This window comes from Pseudomonas sp. LB3P58, assembly GCF_054897895.1.
On sequence record NZ_JBUBVE010000001.1, the window covers coordinates 3425485 to 3442867 of the forward strand.

Annotated in this window: 12 protein-coding genes; 7 read left to right on the top strand and 5 right to left on the bottom strand. The window is 60.2% G+C overall.

Features of this window, described 5'->3' with window-relative positions:
* Positions 1-29 precede the first annotated feature (29 nt).
* Complete coding sequence (locus ACYZTZ_RS15835) at positions 30-746, top strand: glycosyltransferase family 25 protein (protein ID WP_056743517.1); 717 nt, start codon at positions 30-32, stop codon at positions 744-746.
* Between the two features lie 101 nt (positions 747-847).
* Here ACYZTZ_RS15835 and ACYZTZ_RS15840 read toward each other — a convergent pair whose 3' ends face one another.
* Positions 848-1177: a hypothetical protein gene (locus ACYZTZ_RS15840; protein ID WP_008146735.1), complete on the bottom strand. Its 330-nt coding sequence runs from the start codon at positions 1175-1177 to the stop codon at positions 848-850.
* Between the two features lie 184 nt (positions 1178-1361).
* On the opposite strand from ACYZTZ_RS15840, the gene potE reads away from it, so the two are divergent.
* Both potE and ACYZTZ_RS15850 read left to right on the top strand, forming a co-directional pair.
* Positions 1362-2765, top strand: coding sequence for a putrescine-ornithine antiporter (potE, locus tag ACYZTZ_RS15845; protein ID WP_056743519.1), 1404 nt, complete (start codon positions 1362-1364; stop codon positions 2763-2765).
* 2 nt (positions 2766-2767) lie between these two features.
* Positions 2768-5053, top strand: coding sequence for an Orn/Lys/Arg family decarboxylase (locus ACYZTZ_RS15850; RefSeq protein ID WP_461998906.1), 2286 nt, complete (start codon positions 2768-2770; stop codon positions 5051-5053).
* Between the two features lie 89 nt (positions 5054-5142).
* Here the strand turns inward: ACYZTZ_RS15850 and betA are convergent, their stop codons facing one another.
* From betA to speB, 4 genes are all read right to left on the bottom strand, one after another.
* On the bottom strand, positions 5143-6831 hold the full coding sequence (gene betA / locus ACYZTZ_RS15855; protein ID WP_461998907.1) for a choline dehydrogenase: 1689 nt from the start codon (positions 6829-6831) through the stop codon (positions 5143-5145).
* A 2-nt stretch (positions 6832-6833) separates the two neighbouring features.
* Entirely contained in the window at positions 6834-8402 is a 1569-nt protein-coding gene (locus ACYZTZ_RS15860; RefSeq protein WP_461998908.1) for a purine-cytosine permease family protein, read from the bottom strand.
* A 101-nt stretch (positions 8403-8503) separates the two neighbouring features.
* Positions 8504-10012: an aldehyde dehydrogenase family protein gene (locus ACYZTZ_RS15865; RefSeq protein WP_461998909.1), complete on the bottom strand. Its 1509-nt coding sequence runs from the start codon at positions 10010-10012 to the stop codon at positions 8504-8506.
* A 27-nt stretch (positions 10013-10039) separates the two neighbouring features.
* Entirely contained in the window at positions 10040-11044 is a 1005-nt protein-coding gene (gene speB, locus ACYZTZ_RS15870; protein WP_462000681.1) for an agmatinase, read from the bottom strand.
* A gap of 151 nt (positions 11045-11195) precedes the next feature.
* On the opposite strand from speB, the gene ACYZTZ_RS15875 reads away from it, so the two are divergent.
* The 4 genes from ACYZTZ_RS15875 (at position 11196) to gcvP (ending at position 17349) form a co-directional block, all read left to right on the top strand.
* Complete coding sequence (locus tag ACYZTZ_RS15875) at positions 11196-12110, top strand: LysR family transcriptional regulator (RefSeq protein ID WP_046049330.1); 915 nt, start codon at positions 11196-11198, stop codon at positions 12108-12110.
* Positions 12111-12167: 57 nt separating this feature from the next.
* Positions 12168-13676, top strand: a complete 1509-nt coding sequence (locus ACYZTZ_RS15880) for a sigma-54-dependent transcriptional regulator (RefSeq protein ID WP_461998910.1) — start codon at positions 12168-12170, stop codon at positions 13674-13676.
* Between the two features lie 435 nt (positions 13677-14111).
* Complete coding sequence (gene gcvH / locus ACYZTZ_RS15885; RefSeq protein WP_046049328.1) at positions 14112-14489, top strand: glycine cleavage system protein GcvH; 378 nt, start codon at positions 14112-14114, stop codon at positions 14487-14489.
* 10 nt (positions 14490-14499) lie between these two features.
* Positions 14500-17349, top strand: a complete 2850-nt coding sequence (gene gcvP / locus ACYZTZ_RS15890) for an aminomethyl-transferring glycine dehydrogenase (protein WP_461998911.1) — start codon at positions 14500-14502, stop codon at positions 17347-17349.
* Positions 17350-17383 lie beyond the last annotated feature (34 nt).

The following is a 17383-nucleotide window of genomic DNA, read 5'->3' on the forward strand; positions in this document are numbered from 1 at the left end:
CCTGATTGTCTGCGCTAAGGACCTGACAGATGAATGTGATCGAATACTTTGATCGAGTAAGAATCATCAATATCTCGTCAAGAAAGGATCGCCGTTTAGAAACAGTAGAAGAATTCACTCGCAACGGCTTTCACATTGATGATGAAAAAATAGGCTTTTTTGAGGCTGTTACGCCCAGTGAGGGAAATGGCTTCCCGAGCGTCGGGGTCAGAGGCTGCTTTTTGAGTCATCTGGGGGTGCTGGAAGAGGCAATGCGCCTGAATTTGAAAAATATCTTGATCATGGAGGACGACATACAGTTTTCCAGACATATTTCTCAATATGGGAGAGAGGCGATCGAGTCTCTGGAAGGTATGGAGTGGGACATCGTCTATTTTGGGCATCCGTTTGAAGAAAATTCAAACTTGCCCGCTTGGAAAGCAGTCGACCGGCCAATACATTTGGCCCATTTCTATGCAGTAAACGGGAAATGCTTTGGGAAATTGAGGGATTTTTTATTCCAGGTTCTGGAGCGGCCACCGGGACATCCTGACGGAGGTCCGATGCATTACGACGCTGCTCTCAATACGCTTATTCATAAGAATAAAGAAATTCTGGCTTACTACTTTACCTGGAATTGTGGCTATCAAAGGCCCTCACGGACGGACCTGCATGAACTTTCCATCTTTGACAGGGTGCCTCTCCTGCGGCCGGTAATGGGTATGCTCAGGAGGTTAAAGGCAAAAAACCTGAGAAGAACTCGATAGTTTTCTCTCTTCAGGGAAGATCTGAAGCATCCAATGCCTGACGTAACCAGCCCGGCACGGCGCAGGAGCCGTGTCCGGGTGATTGTGGCGGACCGCCCTCCTCATTTGCGCGCCAACTTGTACCGGACGCATTCCTCGTAAAAGCTCTCGCGCAGGGCTGCGGGCTTCATCCGCGAATGACTGTCATAGGTCTGCTCGGTAATGCCCATCGCCATCATGTGCATCCACGGCTTGCTGAACTTGTAGGTATGTAACTTCTGCCGCGCTGCATACAGTGAAACCCCGGACAGCTTGAGTTCCTGGGCTCTCGCCGCAGTACCTGCGCCCCAGCTGCAAATGTAACGATCATTCGATGCCAGCTCTTTGGCCTGGACAGAGGCGGCAACGCTCGCCAGGCCTAACGAAATCAGCGCAACCATCACATTCCGCATTTGTATTCGATCCTAACTATCTGAAAATAAATTGATTTTGATCAAAACTTTCAGACTTCGGGGCCAGCAAAATGCCTTAAATGCGCTATAGCTTGTTTTCTCAGTGTCTTACGGACGTTTCTTGCGGCATTTCAATCCTTTGCTATAGCTAACACTCTCTCCCGCCAACGAATGAGGCAACGGAATGTCAGTCGCAAAGAAAATGACAGTGGGGCAACTGACGATGTTGACAGCCGTCAACATGTTGGGCTCCGGCATTGTGCTGCTCCCCACAAAACTTGCCGAAGTCGGCGGTATTTCCATCCTTTCCTGGCTGATCACGGCCACTGGCTCCCTGGCGCTGGCCTATGCCTTTGCGCGCTGCGGGATGCTCAGCCGAAAGACCGGGGGCATGGGTGGCTATGCCGAATACACCTTCGGCAAGGCGGGCAACTACATCACGAACTACACCTATGGCCTCTCGCTGTTGATTGCCAACGTGGCGATCAGTATTACGGCAGTCGGCTATATCCAGGAACTGTTCCACATAAAGCTTGATTCACTGCAAGTGGGTCTGGCGACCATCGCTCTGTTGTGGATCACCACGTTCGCCAACTTCGGCGGCGCGCGGATTACCGGCAGGATCGGTGCGATAACGGTCTGGGGGGTGATTGCGCCGGTGGTGCTCGTATCCACCGTTGGCTGGTACTGGTTCGACAGCAGTGTCTACGCCGCAGGCTGGAACCCGCACAACATGGGCTGGTTCGAAGCCGCAGGTGCGTCGGTGGCGATCACCTTATGGGCATTCCTCGGCCTGGAGTCGGCATGCGCCAACACCGATGCCGTGGAAAATCCGGAGCGGAACGTACCCATTGCGGTGCTCGGCGGCACCCTCGGCGCGGCGGTGATCTACATCGTCTCCACCAACGTCATCGCCGGTATCGTCGATAACCCGGAACTGGCCTCCTCCACTGCACCGTTCGGGCTGGTCTTTGCCAAGATGTTCACCCCTATGGTCGGTGACATTGTGATGGCCGCGATGGTCCTCGCCTGCATCGGTTCGCTGCTGGGTTGGCAATTCACCATCGCTCAGGTCTACAAAAGCTCCGCGGACACCGGTTATTTCCTGTCGATCTTTGCCAAGTCCAACAAGGCCGGAACACCGATTGTCGGGATGCTGGTGCTGCTGGCAGTGCAGACGGCGCTGGCTTTTCTCACCATCAGCCCTGACCTGAGCAAGCAGTTCGACACACTCGTCAACCTCGCGGTGGTCACCAACCTCGTGCCCTACATCCTCTCCATGGCCGCGTTGATGACCATACAAAAGGTCTCCAACGTTCCGGCTGGCACGGCGCTGGTGAGCAACATCGTTGCGTGGGTGGCAGCGGCTTACAGCTACCTGGCGCTGTACAGCTCGGGCGCGCAGGCACTGATGCTCGGCGGCGTGGCAACAATCTTTGGTTACACGCTGTTTGGCTTCGTCAACAACCGCCTGATCCGTCTCGAAGCGCTCAATAACAGCGTACCGACACAGACCGTCAGCGCTCAGCACATCACGGGTGAGCCGGTGCCGGTCAATAACTTGCAAGCAGTAAGAGTGGAGGCTTAATCATGACGGAATATAGACAGACGCTCGGGATGCTCACGCTGTTGGTCAGCAGCCCGCCGGACAAACGCACCGTCTTTGGTCGCGCCCTGCATCAGTTGATCAACGATGTGGAGGAACGCGCCGTCCGGGTGCTGGCCTCGGAAAGCCTGAGCGACGCCACGTCGATCCTGCGCTCGGACCCGGCCATTCAATGCGTGCTGCTCAGCTGGGAAATGGACAAAAGCGAAGACCACGAGGAATGCATCCAACTGCTGGTCAGCCTGCGTGAGCGCAACACCCGGGTGCCGGTTTTCCTGATTAGCGACCGCAGCACCGCGTCGAGCATTCCGCTGGTGGTCATGCAACACGCTGATGACTTTATCTGGCTGCCAGAGGACACCAGCCGCTTTCTCAGCGGACGCATCCTGGCGGCCATCGAGCGTTATCGCCAAGCCGCGCTGCCCCCCATGTTCGGGGCGCTGGTGAAGTTTTCCCGAACCTATGAATACTCGTGGCACACCCCAGGACATGCCGGCGGCACAGCGTTTTTGAAGAGCACCGCGGGGCGCGCCTTCTACGAGTTCTTCGGGGAAAACCTGCTGCGTTCGGACCTGTCGATTTCGGTCGGTGAACTCGGTTCGCTACTCGATCACAGCGGCCCCATCGGCCAGGGCGAGCGTTATGCCGCCAAAGTGTTCGGCGCCCATCGCACCTACTACGTCACCAACGGCTCGTCGATGTCCAACCGCGTCATCCTCATGGCCAGCGTCACGCGCAATCAGATCGCCCTGTGCGACCGCAACTGCCACAAGTCCGCCGAGCATGCGATGACCCTGTCCGGTGCGATTCCAACCTATCTGGTGCCGACCCGCAACCGCTTCGGCATCATCGGCCCGATCCTGCCGCAAACCCTGAGCGCCGAAGGCGTGAAAGCCGCTATCGCCAGCAACCCGCTGGTCAAGCAAGGCATCGACCCGACACCCGTCCACGCCATCATCACCAACTCCACCTACGACGGCCTGACCTACAACGTCACCCGCGTCGAAGAGTTGCTGGGGCAAAGCGTCGATCGTCTGCATTTCGATGAAGCCTGGTACGGTTATGCGCGTTTCAACCCGCTGTACCGCGAGCGCCACGCCATGCACGGCAGCCCGGACGATCACGACGACTCGAAGCCGACCGTGTTCGCCACCCAATCGACCCACAAGTTGCTGGCCGCCCTGTCCCAGGCCTCGATGATTCACGTGCGTAACGGCCGCAACCCGATCGAACACGGGCGCTTCAACGAGTCGTACATGATGCACGCCTCGACTTCACCGAACTACGCGATCATGGCTTCCTGCGACGTCAGCTCGGCGATGATGGAAGCGCCCAGCGGGCAAATCCTCACCACCGAATCGATCGAAGAAGCCATCAGTTTCCGCCAGGTCGTCTCGCGCATGCACAACGAGATGTTGAGCAAGGATGACTGGTTCTTTACCTGCTGGCAGCCGCCGACCGTGCAGGTTGGCGCGGCCACCGTGCCGTTCCATGAAGTCGACCCGGTGCTGTTGAAAACCGAGCCGAACTGCTGGGTACTGCATCCCAACGCGGTATGGCACGGCTTCGGTGACATCGAAGAAGGCTACTGCATGCTCGACCCGATCAAGGTCTCGGTGCTCAGCCCCGGCATGGGCGACGACGGCAACCTGCTCGACTCGGGCATCCCGGCCTGTGTGCTGACGGCGTACCTGGGACGTCAGGGCATCGTGGTCGAGAAAACCACCGACTTCACCATTTTGTTCCTGTTCTCCATCGGCATCACCAAAGGCAAATGGGGCACCTTGCTCAATGCCCTGCTCGACTTCAAACGCGACTATGACGACAACGTCGAACTGGAACTGTGCCTGCCGGATCTGCTGGCCGCCAACCAGACTCGTTACGCCGGCATGGGCCTCAAGGACCTGGCCGACGAAATCTTCGCCGCCATGAAGAAACACAAAACCACCGCCAACATGGCCCAGGCGTTCGGCACACTGCCGAAAGCCGAATTCAGCCCGGTGGAGGCCTACGAAAAACTGGTCAGAAACGACATCGAACGGGTGACACTCGAAGAAGCCGCCGGACGTATCGCCGCCACCGGGATCGTGCCGTATCCACCGGGCATTCCACTGTTGATGCCGGGTGAAAACGCCGGGCCTGCGGATGGGCCTTTGCTGGCCTATCTCAAGGCGCTGGAAGCCTTCGACAAATCCTTCCCGGGTTTCACCCATGACACCCACGGGATCGAAAGCGAGGGCGGGGTTTATCGCCTGCTGGTGTTGAAATGAGCTAGCGCCTGTACGGGCTGCGAAGTAAAAAAACGGGCGCCCTGAAGGCGCCCGTTTTACATGTTTCCTAAGCGATTAACCCGTCGGTTTTAAACCCTCACATTGCGCCCCGGCAACGATGATCGCTGGCTGGTTTCCCAATCTTGGACAAGCCCGACGGGCGCATCGGACGCTGGCAGCATGGTGCGCCCACGAACCAGATCAGAGGCCCGTTCGGCCAGCATGATGGTCGGAGCATTGAGGTTGCCGTTTGGCTCGGTCGGGAACACCGATGAGTCGATCACCCGCAAACCCGCGATGCCCCGCACACGCAGCTCGGAATCAACCACTGCCATCTCGTCCTCGCCCATGCGGCATGAGCCGCAAGGATGGTAGGTGCTTTCCAGGTTTGCACGTACGAAGGCGTCAATTTCCTCGTCGGTGTTCACCTGTGGTCCGGGTGCGATCTCGCCGTCGCGGAAGCGATCCATCGCCGCTTGGCCGATGATCTCCCGGGTCAGACGGATGCAGCGGCGGAAGCCTTCGCGGTCTTCTTCGCGTTGCAGGTAGTTGAATTGAATCTCTGGATGCTCGTAAGGGTCAGCGGAACGCACCCGAACGTAACCGCGACTTTTCGGTTTGTTCGGCCCGGTGAGCACCATGAAGCCGTGGCCCTTGATCGGTTTGTTGCCGTCATAACGCATGGCCGCGGGCAGAAAGTGGAACTGAATGTCTGGCCAGCGCAGGCCCTTGTCCGAGCGAATGAAGCCACCGGCCTCGAAATGGTTGGTGGCGCCGAGTCCGTCCTTGAACAACAGCCAGCGCAGACCGATCAACAGTTTGCTCAGCGGGTCCATTTTGCTATTGAGCGTTACTGGCTCCTTGCAGCCGAACTGGATGTACACCTCGGCGTGATCCTGCAGGTTCTCCCCTACTCCCGGCAGGTCATGACGCACGCCAATCCCGGCTTTACGCAGGACCTCGGCCGGGCCGATACCGGAGCGTTGCAACAGGTGCGGCGAACCGATGGGACCCGATGAAATCAGCACCTCACGGTTGCAATAAACCTGATGGGTCTGGCCTTCGTGGTCATACATGACGCCGACGGCTCGCTTGCCTTCAAGGATGATCTGGCGGGTCATTGCATGGGTGATCACGGTCAGGTTCGGACGTCCCATGGCCGGGCGCAGGTAAGCGTTAGCCGTGGAGCAGCGCACGCCGTTTTTCACCGTCATGTGCATCGCGCCGAAACCTTCCTGCATGTAACCGTTGCAGTCCTCGGTCTTGATGTAGCCCGCTTCTGCGCCGGCCTCGACCCAGGCCCCGTACAACGGGTTTTTCATGTGATTGCCGTTGGTGGTGTGCAAGGGGCCGGTGCTGCCGCGATAGCCGTCACCACCCTCCTCGTAATGCTCGGCCCGTTTGAAGTAAGGCAGGCAATTGCGATAGCCCCAACCCTCTGCACCGAGGGACTCCCATTCGTCAAAGTCATAGGCGTGGCCACGGATGTACACCAGGCCATTGATCGACGACGAGCCACCGAGCACCTTGCCCCTTGGGCAGTGAATGCGACGTCCGTTGAGGAAAGGCTCCGGCTCGGTTTCGTAGCGCCAGTTGTACTTCTTGGTGTTCATCGGGATCGAGAAGGCACTCGGCATCTGGATCACCACACTGCGATCGCTGCCGCCGAATTCCAGCACCAGCACTGAAGTGGCCGGGTCTTCGCTGAGGCGGTTGGCCAACACACAACCTGCCGAGCCGGCGCCGATGATGATGTAGTCGTATTTTTGCGTAACCATGATTATCTCCGGACCGCCGATTCGTTGAAAACGGGCAACGACGGCTTGGTCAACGTGTCGCCGGTGGTGTATTGCGGGGATGTTTTTTCGATGTGCTGGATGACGATTTCTTCGCGCTTGAGGTCGATCGATCGGCTGAACCAGTAGTACACCAGCCCCGACACGATCAGCCCGACGAGCCAGGCGATATCGATGCTGCCGAGCGCCTTGGCGAGCGGGCCGACATAGACCTCACGCTGTTCAACGCCGTCGTAGATGTAGAAGAACGGGATCATCGAGATGAAGCCGATGGCATACGCCGCGATGCCGCGCAGGCCCCAGCTGCCGTAGATGTTGCCGTGGGGCATGAAGAAGTGCGGGATGGCGTAGCGACCCTTGCGGACGAAGAAGTAGTCGGTCAGGTTGACCGAGGTCCAGGGCACCAGAAAGTACAGCATCACCACCAGGTAGATGCCCAACACTGACAGGCCTTTGCCCGAACTCTGAATGCTCAGGGCCACGCCCAGTTGCAGCAGAATCACAAAACCAATCGCCAGAATGCGCGCCTTGCGGGTCGGTTCGATGTGCTTGATCGAGTCGACGCAGGTCAGCGTGGTCAACTTCGCGCTGTAGATGTTCATGGCGATGACCGGCAGGAACGCCAGGATCGTGACGACCACCACCACCGTCCCCATCAGTGGCGACACGGTGTTGCCGACTTGCCCAAGGGCCACCAGCACGTCCGTGGAATGCAGGTGATCGGCCAGCCAGCCACCGACAGAGATCATCCATGCGCCGGACAACGAGGCACCCAGGAACACCACCGCGATCAGTTTGCCGCTGGAGGTGTTCTTCGGCAGGTAACGCGAATAGTCGGACACATACGGGGCGTAAGCGATGTTGTAACTCGCCGCTGCCGCGAACTGGGCGATGAAACCGGTCCAGTTGAAGCCCAGCGGTGCCGGGGCCACTTCACCGGCCGCAAGTACCGGCACCGCGGCATCGGGAACCCAGCCCATCAGCACCGCCAACGTCACCAGGCCATAAAGTGGAAGCGACAAGTACAACGCCCATTTGAAACTGCGGTGCATCCAGTCATGCCCGAGGATCGCCAATACGGCCGCCGGTATCGACACCGCCACCGCGATCACCGCGGGGTTGAAGCCGAAGAGTGTGTGCAGCCCCTGCATCATCAACACCAGGTTAACGATGTTGAAACCGGCGAACACAAACAGCGTCGCCAGCAGCACCAGGATCACACCGCGATAGCCGAACTGCGCACGGGACTGGATCATCTGCGGCAAGCCAAGGTGCGGGCCTTGCGAGCCGTGAAACGCCATGAACAGTGTGCCGAACATGATGCCCAGCGTGCCGGCGAGTGTGGTCCAGAGCGCGGTCAGGCCGACGCTCGGGCCGACGAAGCCGATGGTCATGGTGAAGAAGGTGAAATTGCCGAGGAACCAGAACGGGCCCTGGCTCGACAGTTTATCGGTGCGCTCGCTCTCCGGGATGAAATCGATCGAATGGCTTTCGACGACGGGTTTGTCGTCCAGGACCGACACGCTCAGGGCTGACTTGGCGTTAGTGTTCATGATGGTCTCTTATTGTTGGAAGATCATGACGAGGTAACTGCATTCTTTTGGTGTACACCCCTGTGGGAGTGAGTTCCCACAGGGGTTGAGTCAGCCATGACTCAGGGGAGCGTGATCCAGACCGCCTTGGTTTCGAGCAGGTAATCGAGCTGCTCCGCGCCCAGGTCCTTGCCGAACCCGGACTGCTTGTAGCCACCGAACGGCATCGACGGGTCGAGGGTGCCGTGGGCGTTGACGTAGACCGAACCCGCTTTCAACCGTGGGATCAGGCTGTGCACCTTTCCAAGGTCATTGGAATACAGTGCGGCCGCCAGGCCGTAGGGCGAGTCATTGGCCAGGGCCAGCGCCTCTTCTTCATCGTCGAACGGTGCGGTGACCAGCACCGGACCAAAGATCTCTTCCTGGACGATGCGCATGTCGTTGCGGCAATGGGCAAAAATGGTCGGTTCGACGAAGAAACCGGGGCCCTCGACAGGCTGGCCGCCGTAGACCAGTTCGGCGCCCTCTTGCTTGCCGGTTTCGATGTAATCGGTCACTCGCTCCTTTTGCAACGCCGAGACCAACGGGCTGATGAAGCAGTCTGGATCCAGACCCGGTGCGATTTTCAGCGTGCGGGTGTAGGCGATCAGTTCGCGCAGGAATTCGTCGTAGACGCTGCGATGAATGTAGACGCGAGTACCGGCATCACACACCTGGCCGGAGTTGAAAAACACGCCGTTGGCAATGGCCTGGGCGGCGGCCGGCACGTCGGCATCGGCCAATACGATTACCGGTGATTTTCCTCCGAGTTCGAGGGTTAGTCGCTTCATTTCGTCCAGCGCGGCGCGGCCGACGGTACGGCCGACCGGGGTCGAGCCGGTGAAGGTGAGCTTGTCGATACCGGGGTGCGTGGCCATGGCCGCACCGACCACGCTGCCGCGTCCGGTCACGATGTTGATCACCCCGTCCGGGATGCCGGCTTCCTGAACCAGTTCGGCAAAGCGCAAGGCCGACAGCGAGGTCAGTTCGGCGGGTTTGACCACCACGGTGCAACCGGTTGCCAGCGCGGCGCCGAGCTTCCAGGCCATGGTTTGCAGCGGGAAGTTCCAGGGCACGATGGCGCCGACCACACCTACCGCTTCCTTGCGCGTATAGGCCAGGTAATTGCCCGGCAGCGACGGTTCAACGGTGCGGCCATGCAGCTTGGTCGCCCAGCCGGCGAAGTAACGCAGCGTATCGACGGTGCCCTGGATATCGACATCCCGCGCGAAGGCGACTGACTTGCCCATGTCGATCGATTCGATTTCCGCCAGTTCGGCGGCATTGCTTTCAATCAGGTCCGCCAGGCGTTGCATCAGCCGCTCGCGTTCCGCCGGTTTGGCCTGACGCCAGGCGCCGCCGTCAAACTGTGCGCGAGCGGCTTGCACGGCGCGGTCCAGATCCTGGGTGGTGCCCATCGGAATACGCGTGATCAGGCCCTCGGTCGACGGCTCGATAACATCGGACGTCTGCCCGTCGCTGGCCTCGACAAAGGCGCCACCGATGAACATTTTCTGAACCTTGCTGAGGAAGGTCTGGGTGGCTTCGGATACACCAAATTTCTGGAGATACTGCTTAACGATCGTGTCCATTTTCATTCCCTCTGTGCGGCGGTCAGATCACGCCGTGGCCGTGGTGGTTTCGCTCATGGCTTGCCGTGCTTGAGCCCGCTCATGAAAGATGAAACCAATGCTGTTAAGCAGCAGTTGCGCCGCCAGAATCGAGGTCATGCCGGAAGGGTCATAGACCGGTGCAACCTCGACCAGATCCATGCCAACGATGTTGCCTTTGCTGCGTTTGGCCAGGGCCTGAATGATTTCCAGCACTTCGTAATAGAGGAAGCCGCCGTGACTTGGGGTGCCGGTGCCTGGGGCGATGGACGGGTCGAAACCGTCGATGTCGATGGTGATGTAGTAGTTGATGTTCTGCGGGATCAACGCCAGCACACCTTCGACGCCGAGGCGGCGCACATCACGGACCGAAAGGATCTTCGAGCCGGCCGCGTGGGCTGCTTCGTAGTCATCGCGATTGGACGAAGACACGTTGCGGATGCCCATCTGGGTCATGCCGACAATGTGGTTCATTTCGGACGCGCGGCGCAGCGGGTTGCCATGGCCGTAGCGAACGCCATGACGCTCGTCGACGAAGTCCAGGTGCGCATCGAAGTGGATGATGTGAATCGGGCCACGGCCCTCGAACGCCTTGATCACCGGGGCGTGAACCGAGTGATCGCCACCCAGTACAACCGGCATGACGCCGGCATCCAGAATCTTGCGCACGGCGTATTCGGTGTTCTCGTTACTGGTGACCATGTCGGTGTGCACGATATCGGCATCACCTACGTCGACCATGCGCACGTCGGCGGCGGTCAGGTACATGACGTCATCTTCGTGGTCATAGGCGCCGGCATGGCCGAAGGAAAACAGGGTCGATGCCTCACGAATGCCGCGTGGTCCGAAGCGTGCGCCGGAACGCCACTGGGTGCCCATATCGTTGGGCACGCCGAGGACTGCCACGTCCGCATCCAATGCATCCCAATCGGTGCACACCGGGGATTTGCCAAAGGTGCAGTGACCCACGAATGGCAGGTTCAGGCGACCGGATTCATAACCGTTGTTCGACATTTCAGGCATCTCCAATTCTTGTTATCAGCTAGCGGACTTGGAAGGCGACCGCCGTTGGAATGACTATGGGCGCAGGTTTTCGTGGAAAAAATGCTAAACATCAGATACTCATATCGGCATTACCGATGCATCCACACGCGGGAGGTTCAAGGTGATCCAGCTACACGATGTCGATCTGAAACTGCTCAGGGTGTTTGCCACGATTGTCAGGTGCGGCGGTTTCTCTGCCGCGCAGGCGGCGTTGAATGCCGGCCAGTCAACCATCAGCGAACAGATGACTCATCTGGAAACCCGGCTGGGGGTCAAGCTCTGTCAACGCGGGCGCAGCGGCTTTCGCCTGACCGAGCAAGGCGTGGCGATTCACGAAGCCACTCAGCGCCTGCTCTCGGCGGTCGAAAATTTCTGCATGGACGCCGACGTGCTCAAGCAGCACATCAGCGGCAAGCTCAATCTGGGGATCATCGACACCACCATTACCGACCCGGACTCACCGTTGCCTCGCACCACCCAGCGCTTCGTGTCGAGGGGACACGACGTCCATCTGAACGTGTACGTCGGCACCCCCGCCGAACTGGAAGAACGCGTACTCGACGGTCGACTGCACCTGGCCATCGGGCATTTCCCGATTCACGTTCCGGGCCTGTTGCACACACCGCTGTATCAGGAAGCATTGGGGTTGTATTGCGGGCGGCGGCATCCGCTGTATGGCAGCAAGGCCGAGGGCGACGAACTGCTCGAAGAGATTGCCGCGAGCCGGATTGTCGTCAGGGGCTACATGCAGCAGTACGACCTGGAACACCTGGGTGTCAGCAAAGCCGCCGCGACCGTGGACAACATTGAAGCGCTGGCGATTCTGCTGATCTCCGGCGCCTATCTGGGCTTTCTGCCGATGCACTTCGCAGCCCAGTGGATCAAGACCGGTGAGATGCACCAACTGGCACCGACGAGCCTGCAACTGATGTCGCCGTTCGACGTGATCACCCGACGCGGCACGGCCCCGCCGCCGATCCTTCAGGCGTTCCTTGAGGATCTGGCCGCCTGTTCGCGCACCACCGGCAACACCTGACAGACACGGCGCGTGCCGGTCATACTCATTCTGTTTCGCAACCCTTGCAGGCCACCTATGCGCATCCACGTCACCTTCATCGACCGCGTCGGCATCACCCAGGAAGTGCTGGCCCTGCTCGGTGGGCGCCGTTTCAATCTGGATGCCGTCGAGATGGTGCCGCCCAACGTTTACATCGATGCGCCCACCCTCGGCGCCGATGTACTGGAAGAGTTGCGCGAGGCCTTTCTTGGCGTCCAGGGCGTGCAAGCGGTGACGATGGTCGACATCCTCCCGGGGCAGCGCCGACGCTTGCAACTCGATGCCTTGCTGGCGGCCAGCACCGACCCGGTGTTGGCGGTGGATGAGCGCGGTCATGTGCTGCTGGCCAATCCGGCGCTGATTTCGCTGTGCGGCCGGGAGCCTGCCGGTGAACCGCTGACGGCACTCTTCGATGATCCCTCCTTGCAACAGACGTTGATCGAACACGGTTATCGCCTGCCCATGCACGAGGTCAGCCTCGGAGGCCAGACACTGCTGCTGGACGCCATGCCGATCACCGATGCCGGCGCCCTGCTGACCCTGTATCACCCGAACCGCATCGGTGAACGGCTCTCGGCGCTGCATCATGACCATGCCGAAGGATTCGATGCGCTGCTCGGCGAGTCTCCGGCGATTCGTACGCTCAAGGCCCGCGCCCAGCGTGTTGCAACGCTCGATGCACCGCTGCTGATTCAGGGCGAAACCGGCACCGGCAAAGAGTTGGTGGCGCGTGCCTGCCACGCGATCAGCGCACGGCATGACTCGCCCTTCCTGGCACTGAACTGTGCGGCACTGCCGGAGAGCCTCGCCGAAAGCGAGCTGTTCGGCTACGCCGCGGGCGCCTTCACCGGCGCCCAGCGTGGCGGCAAACTCGGCCTGCTGGAACTGGCCGACCAAGGCACGGTGTTCCTCGACGAAGTCGGTGAAATGTCGCCGTACTTGCAAGCCAAATTGCTGCGCTTTTTAAGCGATGGCTGCTTCCGTCGAGTGGGTGGCGATCGTGAGGTCAGGGTCAACGTGCGGGTCCTCAGCGCGACCCACCGTGACCTGGAGAAAATGGTCAGCGAAGGCAGTTTTCGCGAGGACTTGTTCTACCGTCTCAATGTGCTCAATCTGCAAGTACCACCGTTGCGCGAGCGCGGCCACGACATCCTGTTGATGGCCAACCATTTCATGCAGCAGGCCTGCGCGCAGATCCAGCGTCCGGTCTGTCGCCTGGCACCCGGGACCTACCCGGCACTGCTCGGCAACCGCTGGCCGGGCAACGTGCGCCAGCTGCAGAACGTGATCTTCCGCGCCGCGGCCATTTGCGATAATCCGTTGGTGGACATCGACGATCTCGACATCGCCAGAACCGCCGTGGAGCGACAAAACGACGGTGAGGTTGGCAGCCTGGAGGATGCCGTCGAAGGGTTTGAAAAGAACCTGCTGGAACAGCTCTACAGCAGTTATCCCTCCAGCCGTTTACTGGCTGCACGCCTGCAAACCTCGCACAGTGCGATCGCTATCCGCTTGCGCAAGTACGGCATTCCGAACAAGCAATGAAGCCATTGCCGGAGCACAATTCCATCACCAACACTTAACCCCTGTGGGAGCGAGCTTGCTCGCGATGGCGCAGTTTCAGGCGACACCTATGTTGCCTGTCACACCGCAATCGCGAGCAGGCTCGCTCCCACAGGGGATATGCATCAGGCAAAAAATGTCTGCAAATCGATACAGTGTATCGAATTCAAGACAATTCCCTCTCGGCGCGTCTGGCCCGGGCTTCGCACCCTCCTCCATGAATGCCTGTATTGATTTCAATACGGCAGCTGCACGCCAACCTTGATAGAAATATCTCAAGCCATTGATTTAAAACAAATAAATAACATTGGCACCGCCCTTGCTATTAACCCTCAAGCCACGCTCGCTGCCCGGCACGAGCCTGCCCATCGTCATCCACCACCAGCAGTGGATGAGTCAGAACAATGAGGAGTTGATATGAGCGAATTGCGTTTTACCGTCGATCACGAATGGCTGCGTCTTGAGAGCGATGGCCTGATCACTGTGGGGATCACCGCTTATGCCCAGCAAGCGCTGGGCGACGTGGTCTTCGTTCAGGTGCCTGAATTGCGCACCTTCGGCGCTGGCGATGAGGTGGCGGTGCTGGAGTCGGTGAAAGCTGCCAGCAGCGTGTACATGCCGCTGGACGGCGAAGTGGTCGAAGTGAATTCGACGCTGGAAAACTCTCCCGAATTGATCAACGAAGACGCACTGGGTGAGGGCTGGTTCTTCCGTATGCGCCCCAGCGATGCCAGCGCAATGGAAGCCCTGCTCGACCAAGCCGCTTACGAGCGCCTGACCCACGACGACGCTTGAGGACTTCCGCATGACTAACTTCCTCGACACCCGTAATGAATTCATCGCCCGCCACATCGGCCCGCGCGCCGGCGACGAGCAAGCCATGCTCAACAGCCTCGGCTTCGACTCGCTGGAAGCCCTGAGCGCCAGCGTCATCCCCGACAGCATCAAGGGCACCAGCGTCCTCGGTCTGGAAGACGGCCTGAGTGAAGCCGACGCCCTGGCCTTGATCAAGTCCATCGCCGGCAAAAACCAGCTGTTCAAGACCTACATCGGTCAGGGCTACTACGGCACCCACACGCCGTCGCCGATCCTGCGCAACCTGCTGGAAAACCCGGCCTGGTACACCGCCTACACCCCGTACCAGCCGGAGATTTCCCAGGGCCGTCTCGAAGCGCTGCTGAACTTCCAGACCCTGATCAGCGACCTCACCGGCCTGCCGATCGCCAACGCCTCGCTGCTGGATGAAGCCACCGCCGCCGCCGAAGCCATGACCTTCTGCAAACGCCTGAGCAAGAACAAGGGCAGCCACGCGTTCTTCGCCTCCGTGCATTGCCACCCGCAAACCCTCGACGTGCTGCGCACCCGCGCCGAGCCGTTGGGCATCGACGTGGTGGTGGGCGACGAACTTGAACTGACTGACATGACGCCGTTCTTCGGCGCCCTGCTGCAATACCCGGCGAGCAACGGTGATGTGTTTGATTACCGCGAGCTGACCGAGCGCTTCCACGCCGCCAACGCGCTGGTGGCGGTGGCCGCCGACCTGCTGGCCCTGACCGTGCTCACGCCGCCGGGCGAGTTCGGCGCCGACGTGGCCATCGGCAGCGCGCAACGTTTCGGCGTGCCGCTGGGCTTCGGTGGCCCGCACGCGGCCTACTTCTCCACCAAGGATGCGTTCAAGCGTGACATGCCGGGCCGTCTGGTCGGCGTGTCCGTGGACCGTTTCGGCAAGCCGGCCCTGCGCCTGGCGATGCAGACCCGCGAGCAACACATCCGCCGCGAGAAGGCCACCAGCAACATCTGCACCGCGCAAGTCTTGTTGGCCAACATCGCCAGCATGTACGCCGTGTACCACGGCCCGAAAGGCCTGACGCAAATCGCCAACCGCGTGCATCACCTGACCGCGATTCTGGCTAAAGGCTTGAGCGCAATCGGCCTGAAAGTCGAGCAAGCCAGCTTCTTCGACACCCTGACCCTGAACACCGGCGCCAACACCGCCAAGCTGCACGACCAGGCGCGCGCCCAGCAGATCAACCTGCGCGTGGTCGATGCCGAACGTCTGGGCCTGTCCCTCGACGAAACCACCTCGCAAGCCGACGTGGAAACCCTGTGGGCCCTGCTGGCCGACGGTAAAACCCTGCCGGACTTCGCCGCCCTCGCCGCGTCAGTGGTCAGCACGATCCCGGCCGCCCTGCTGCGTCAATCGCCGATCCTCAGCCACCCGGTGTTCAATCGTTATCACTCGGAAACCGAGCTGATGCGCTACCTGCGCAAGCTCGCCGACAAGGACCTGGCCCTGGATCGCACCATGATCCCGCTGGGTTCGTGCACCATGAAACTCAACGCCGCCAGCGAAATGATCCCGGTGACCTGGGCCGAATTCGGCGCCCTGCACCCGTTCGCCCCGGCCGCGCAAAGCGCCGGTTATCAACAGCTGACCGATGAGCTGGAAGCGATGCTCTGCGCCGCCACCGGTTACGACGCGATCTCGCTGCAACCAAACGCCGGTTCGCAAGGTGAATACGCCGGCCTCTTGGCGATTCGCGCCTATCACCAGAGCCGTGGCGAAGACCGTCGCGACATCTGCCTGATCCCCTCGTCCGCCCACGGCACCAACCCGGCCACCGCCAACATGGCCGGCATGCGCGTGGTCGTCACCGCCTGCGATGCCCGTGGCAACGTCGACATCGAAGACCTGCGCGCCAAGGCCATCGAGCACCGCGAACACCTCGCGGCATTGATGATCACCTACCCGTCGACCCACGGCGTGTTCGAAGAAGGCATCCGCGAAATCTGCGGCATCATTCACGACCACGGCGGCCAGGTGTACATCGACGGCGCCAACATGAACGCGATGGTCGGCCTCTGCGCGCCAGGCAAGTTCGGCGGCGACGTGTCGCACCTGAACCTGCACAAAACCTTCTGCATCCCGCACGGCGGTGGCGGCCCGGGCGTCGGCCCGATTGGCGTCAAGTCGCACCTGACCCCGTTCCTGCCGGGCCACGCGCAGATGGAGCGCAAGCAAGGCGCGGTCTGTGCGGCACCGTTCGGCAGCGCGAGCATTTTGCCGATCACCTGGATGTACATTCGAATGATGGGTGGCGCAGGTCTCAAGCGCGCGTCGCAACTGGCGATCCTCAATGCCAACTACATTTCCCGTCGCCTCGAAGAGCACTACCCAGTGCTGTACACCGGCAGCAACGGCCTGGTGGCGCACGAATGCATCCTCGACCTGCGTCCGCTGAAAGACAGCAGCGGCATCAGCGTCGATGACGTCGCCAAGCGCCTGATCGACTTCGGCTTCCACGCCCCGACCATGTCGTTCCCGGTCGCCGGCACGCTGATGATCGAGCCGACCGAAAGCGAATCCAAAGAAGAACTGGACCGCTTCTGCGACGCCATGATCCGCATCCGCGAAGAGATCCGCGCAGTGGAAAACGGCACCCTGGACAAGGACGACAACCCGCTGAAAAACGCCCCGCACACCGCGGCGGAAATCGTCGGCGAGTGGACGCATCCGTACAGCCGTGAACAAGCCGTTTACCCACTCGAAACCTTGATCGATGCCAAGTACTGGCCGCCCGTCGGTCGCGTCGACAACGTGTTTGGCGACCGCAACCTGATCTGCGCCTGCCCGTCGATTGCGGACTACGCCTGAGAACAACGCATAACCCTGTAGGAGCTGTCGAGTG

What these genes read in the sequence shown, in the direction of transcription:
- gcvP (WP_461998911.1), top strand. Translation starts at nt 14,500, where the DNA reads ATGACTAACTTCCTCGACACCCGTAATGAATTCATCGCCCGCCACATC.
- gcvH (WP_046049328.1), top strand. Translation starts at nt 14,112, where the DNA reads ATGAGCGAATTGCGTTTTACCGTCGATCACGAATGGCTGCGTCTTGAG.
- ACYZTZ_RS15880 (WP_461998910.1), top strand. Translation starts at nt 12,168, where the DNA reads ATGCGCATCCACGTCACCTTCATCGACCGCGTCGGCATCACCCAGGAA.
- ACYZTZ_RS15840 (WP_008146735.1), bottom strand. Translation starts at nt 1,177, where the DNA reads ATGCGGAATGTGATGGTTGCGCTGATTTCGTTAGGCCTGGCGAGCGTT.
- potE (WP_056743519.1), top strand. Translation starts at nt 1,362, where the DNA reads ATGTCAGTCGCAAAGAAAATGACAGTGGGGCAACTGACGATGTTGACA.
- ACYZTZ_RS15835 (WP_056743517.1), top strand. Translation starts at nt 30, where the DNA reads ATGAATGTGATCGAATACTTTGATCGAGTAAGAATCATCAATATCTCG.
- ACYZTZ_RS15865 (WP_461998909.1), bottom strand. Translation starts at nt 10,012, where the DNA reads ATGGACACGATCGTTAAGCAGTATCTCCAGAAATTTGGTGTATCCGAA.
- betA (WP_461998907.1), bottom strand. Translation starts at nt 6,831, where the DNA reads ATGGTTACGCAAAAATACGACTACATCATCATCGGCGCCGGCTCGGCA.
- ACYZTZ_RS15860 (WP_461998908.1), bottom strand. Translation starts at nt 8,402, where the DNA reads ATGAACACTAACGCCAAGTCAGCCCTGAGCGTGTCGGTCCTGGACGAC.
- ACYZTZ_RS15850 (WP_461998906.1), top strand. Translation starts at nt 2,768, where the DNA reads ATGACGGAATATAGACAGACGCTCGGGATGCTCACGCTGTTGGTCAGC.
- speB (WP_462000681.1), bottom strand. Translation starts at nt 11,044, where the DNA reads ATGTCGAACAACGGTTATGAATCCGGTCGCCTGAACCTGCCATTCGTG.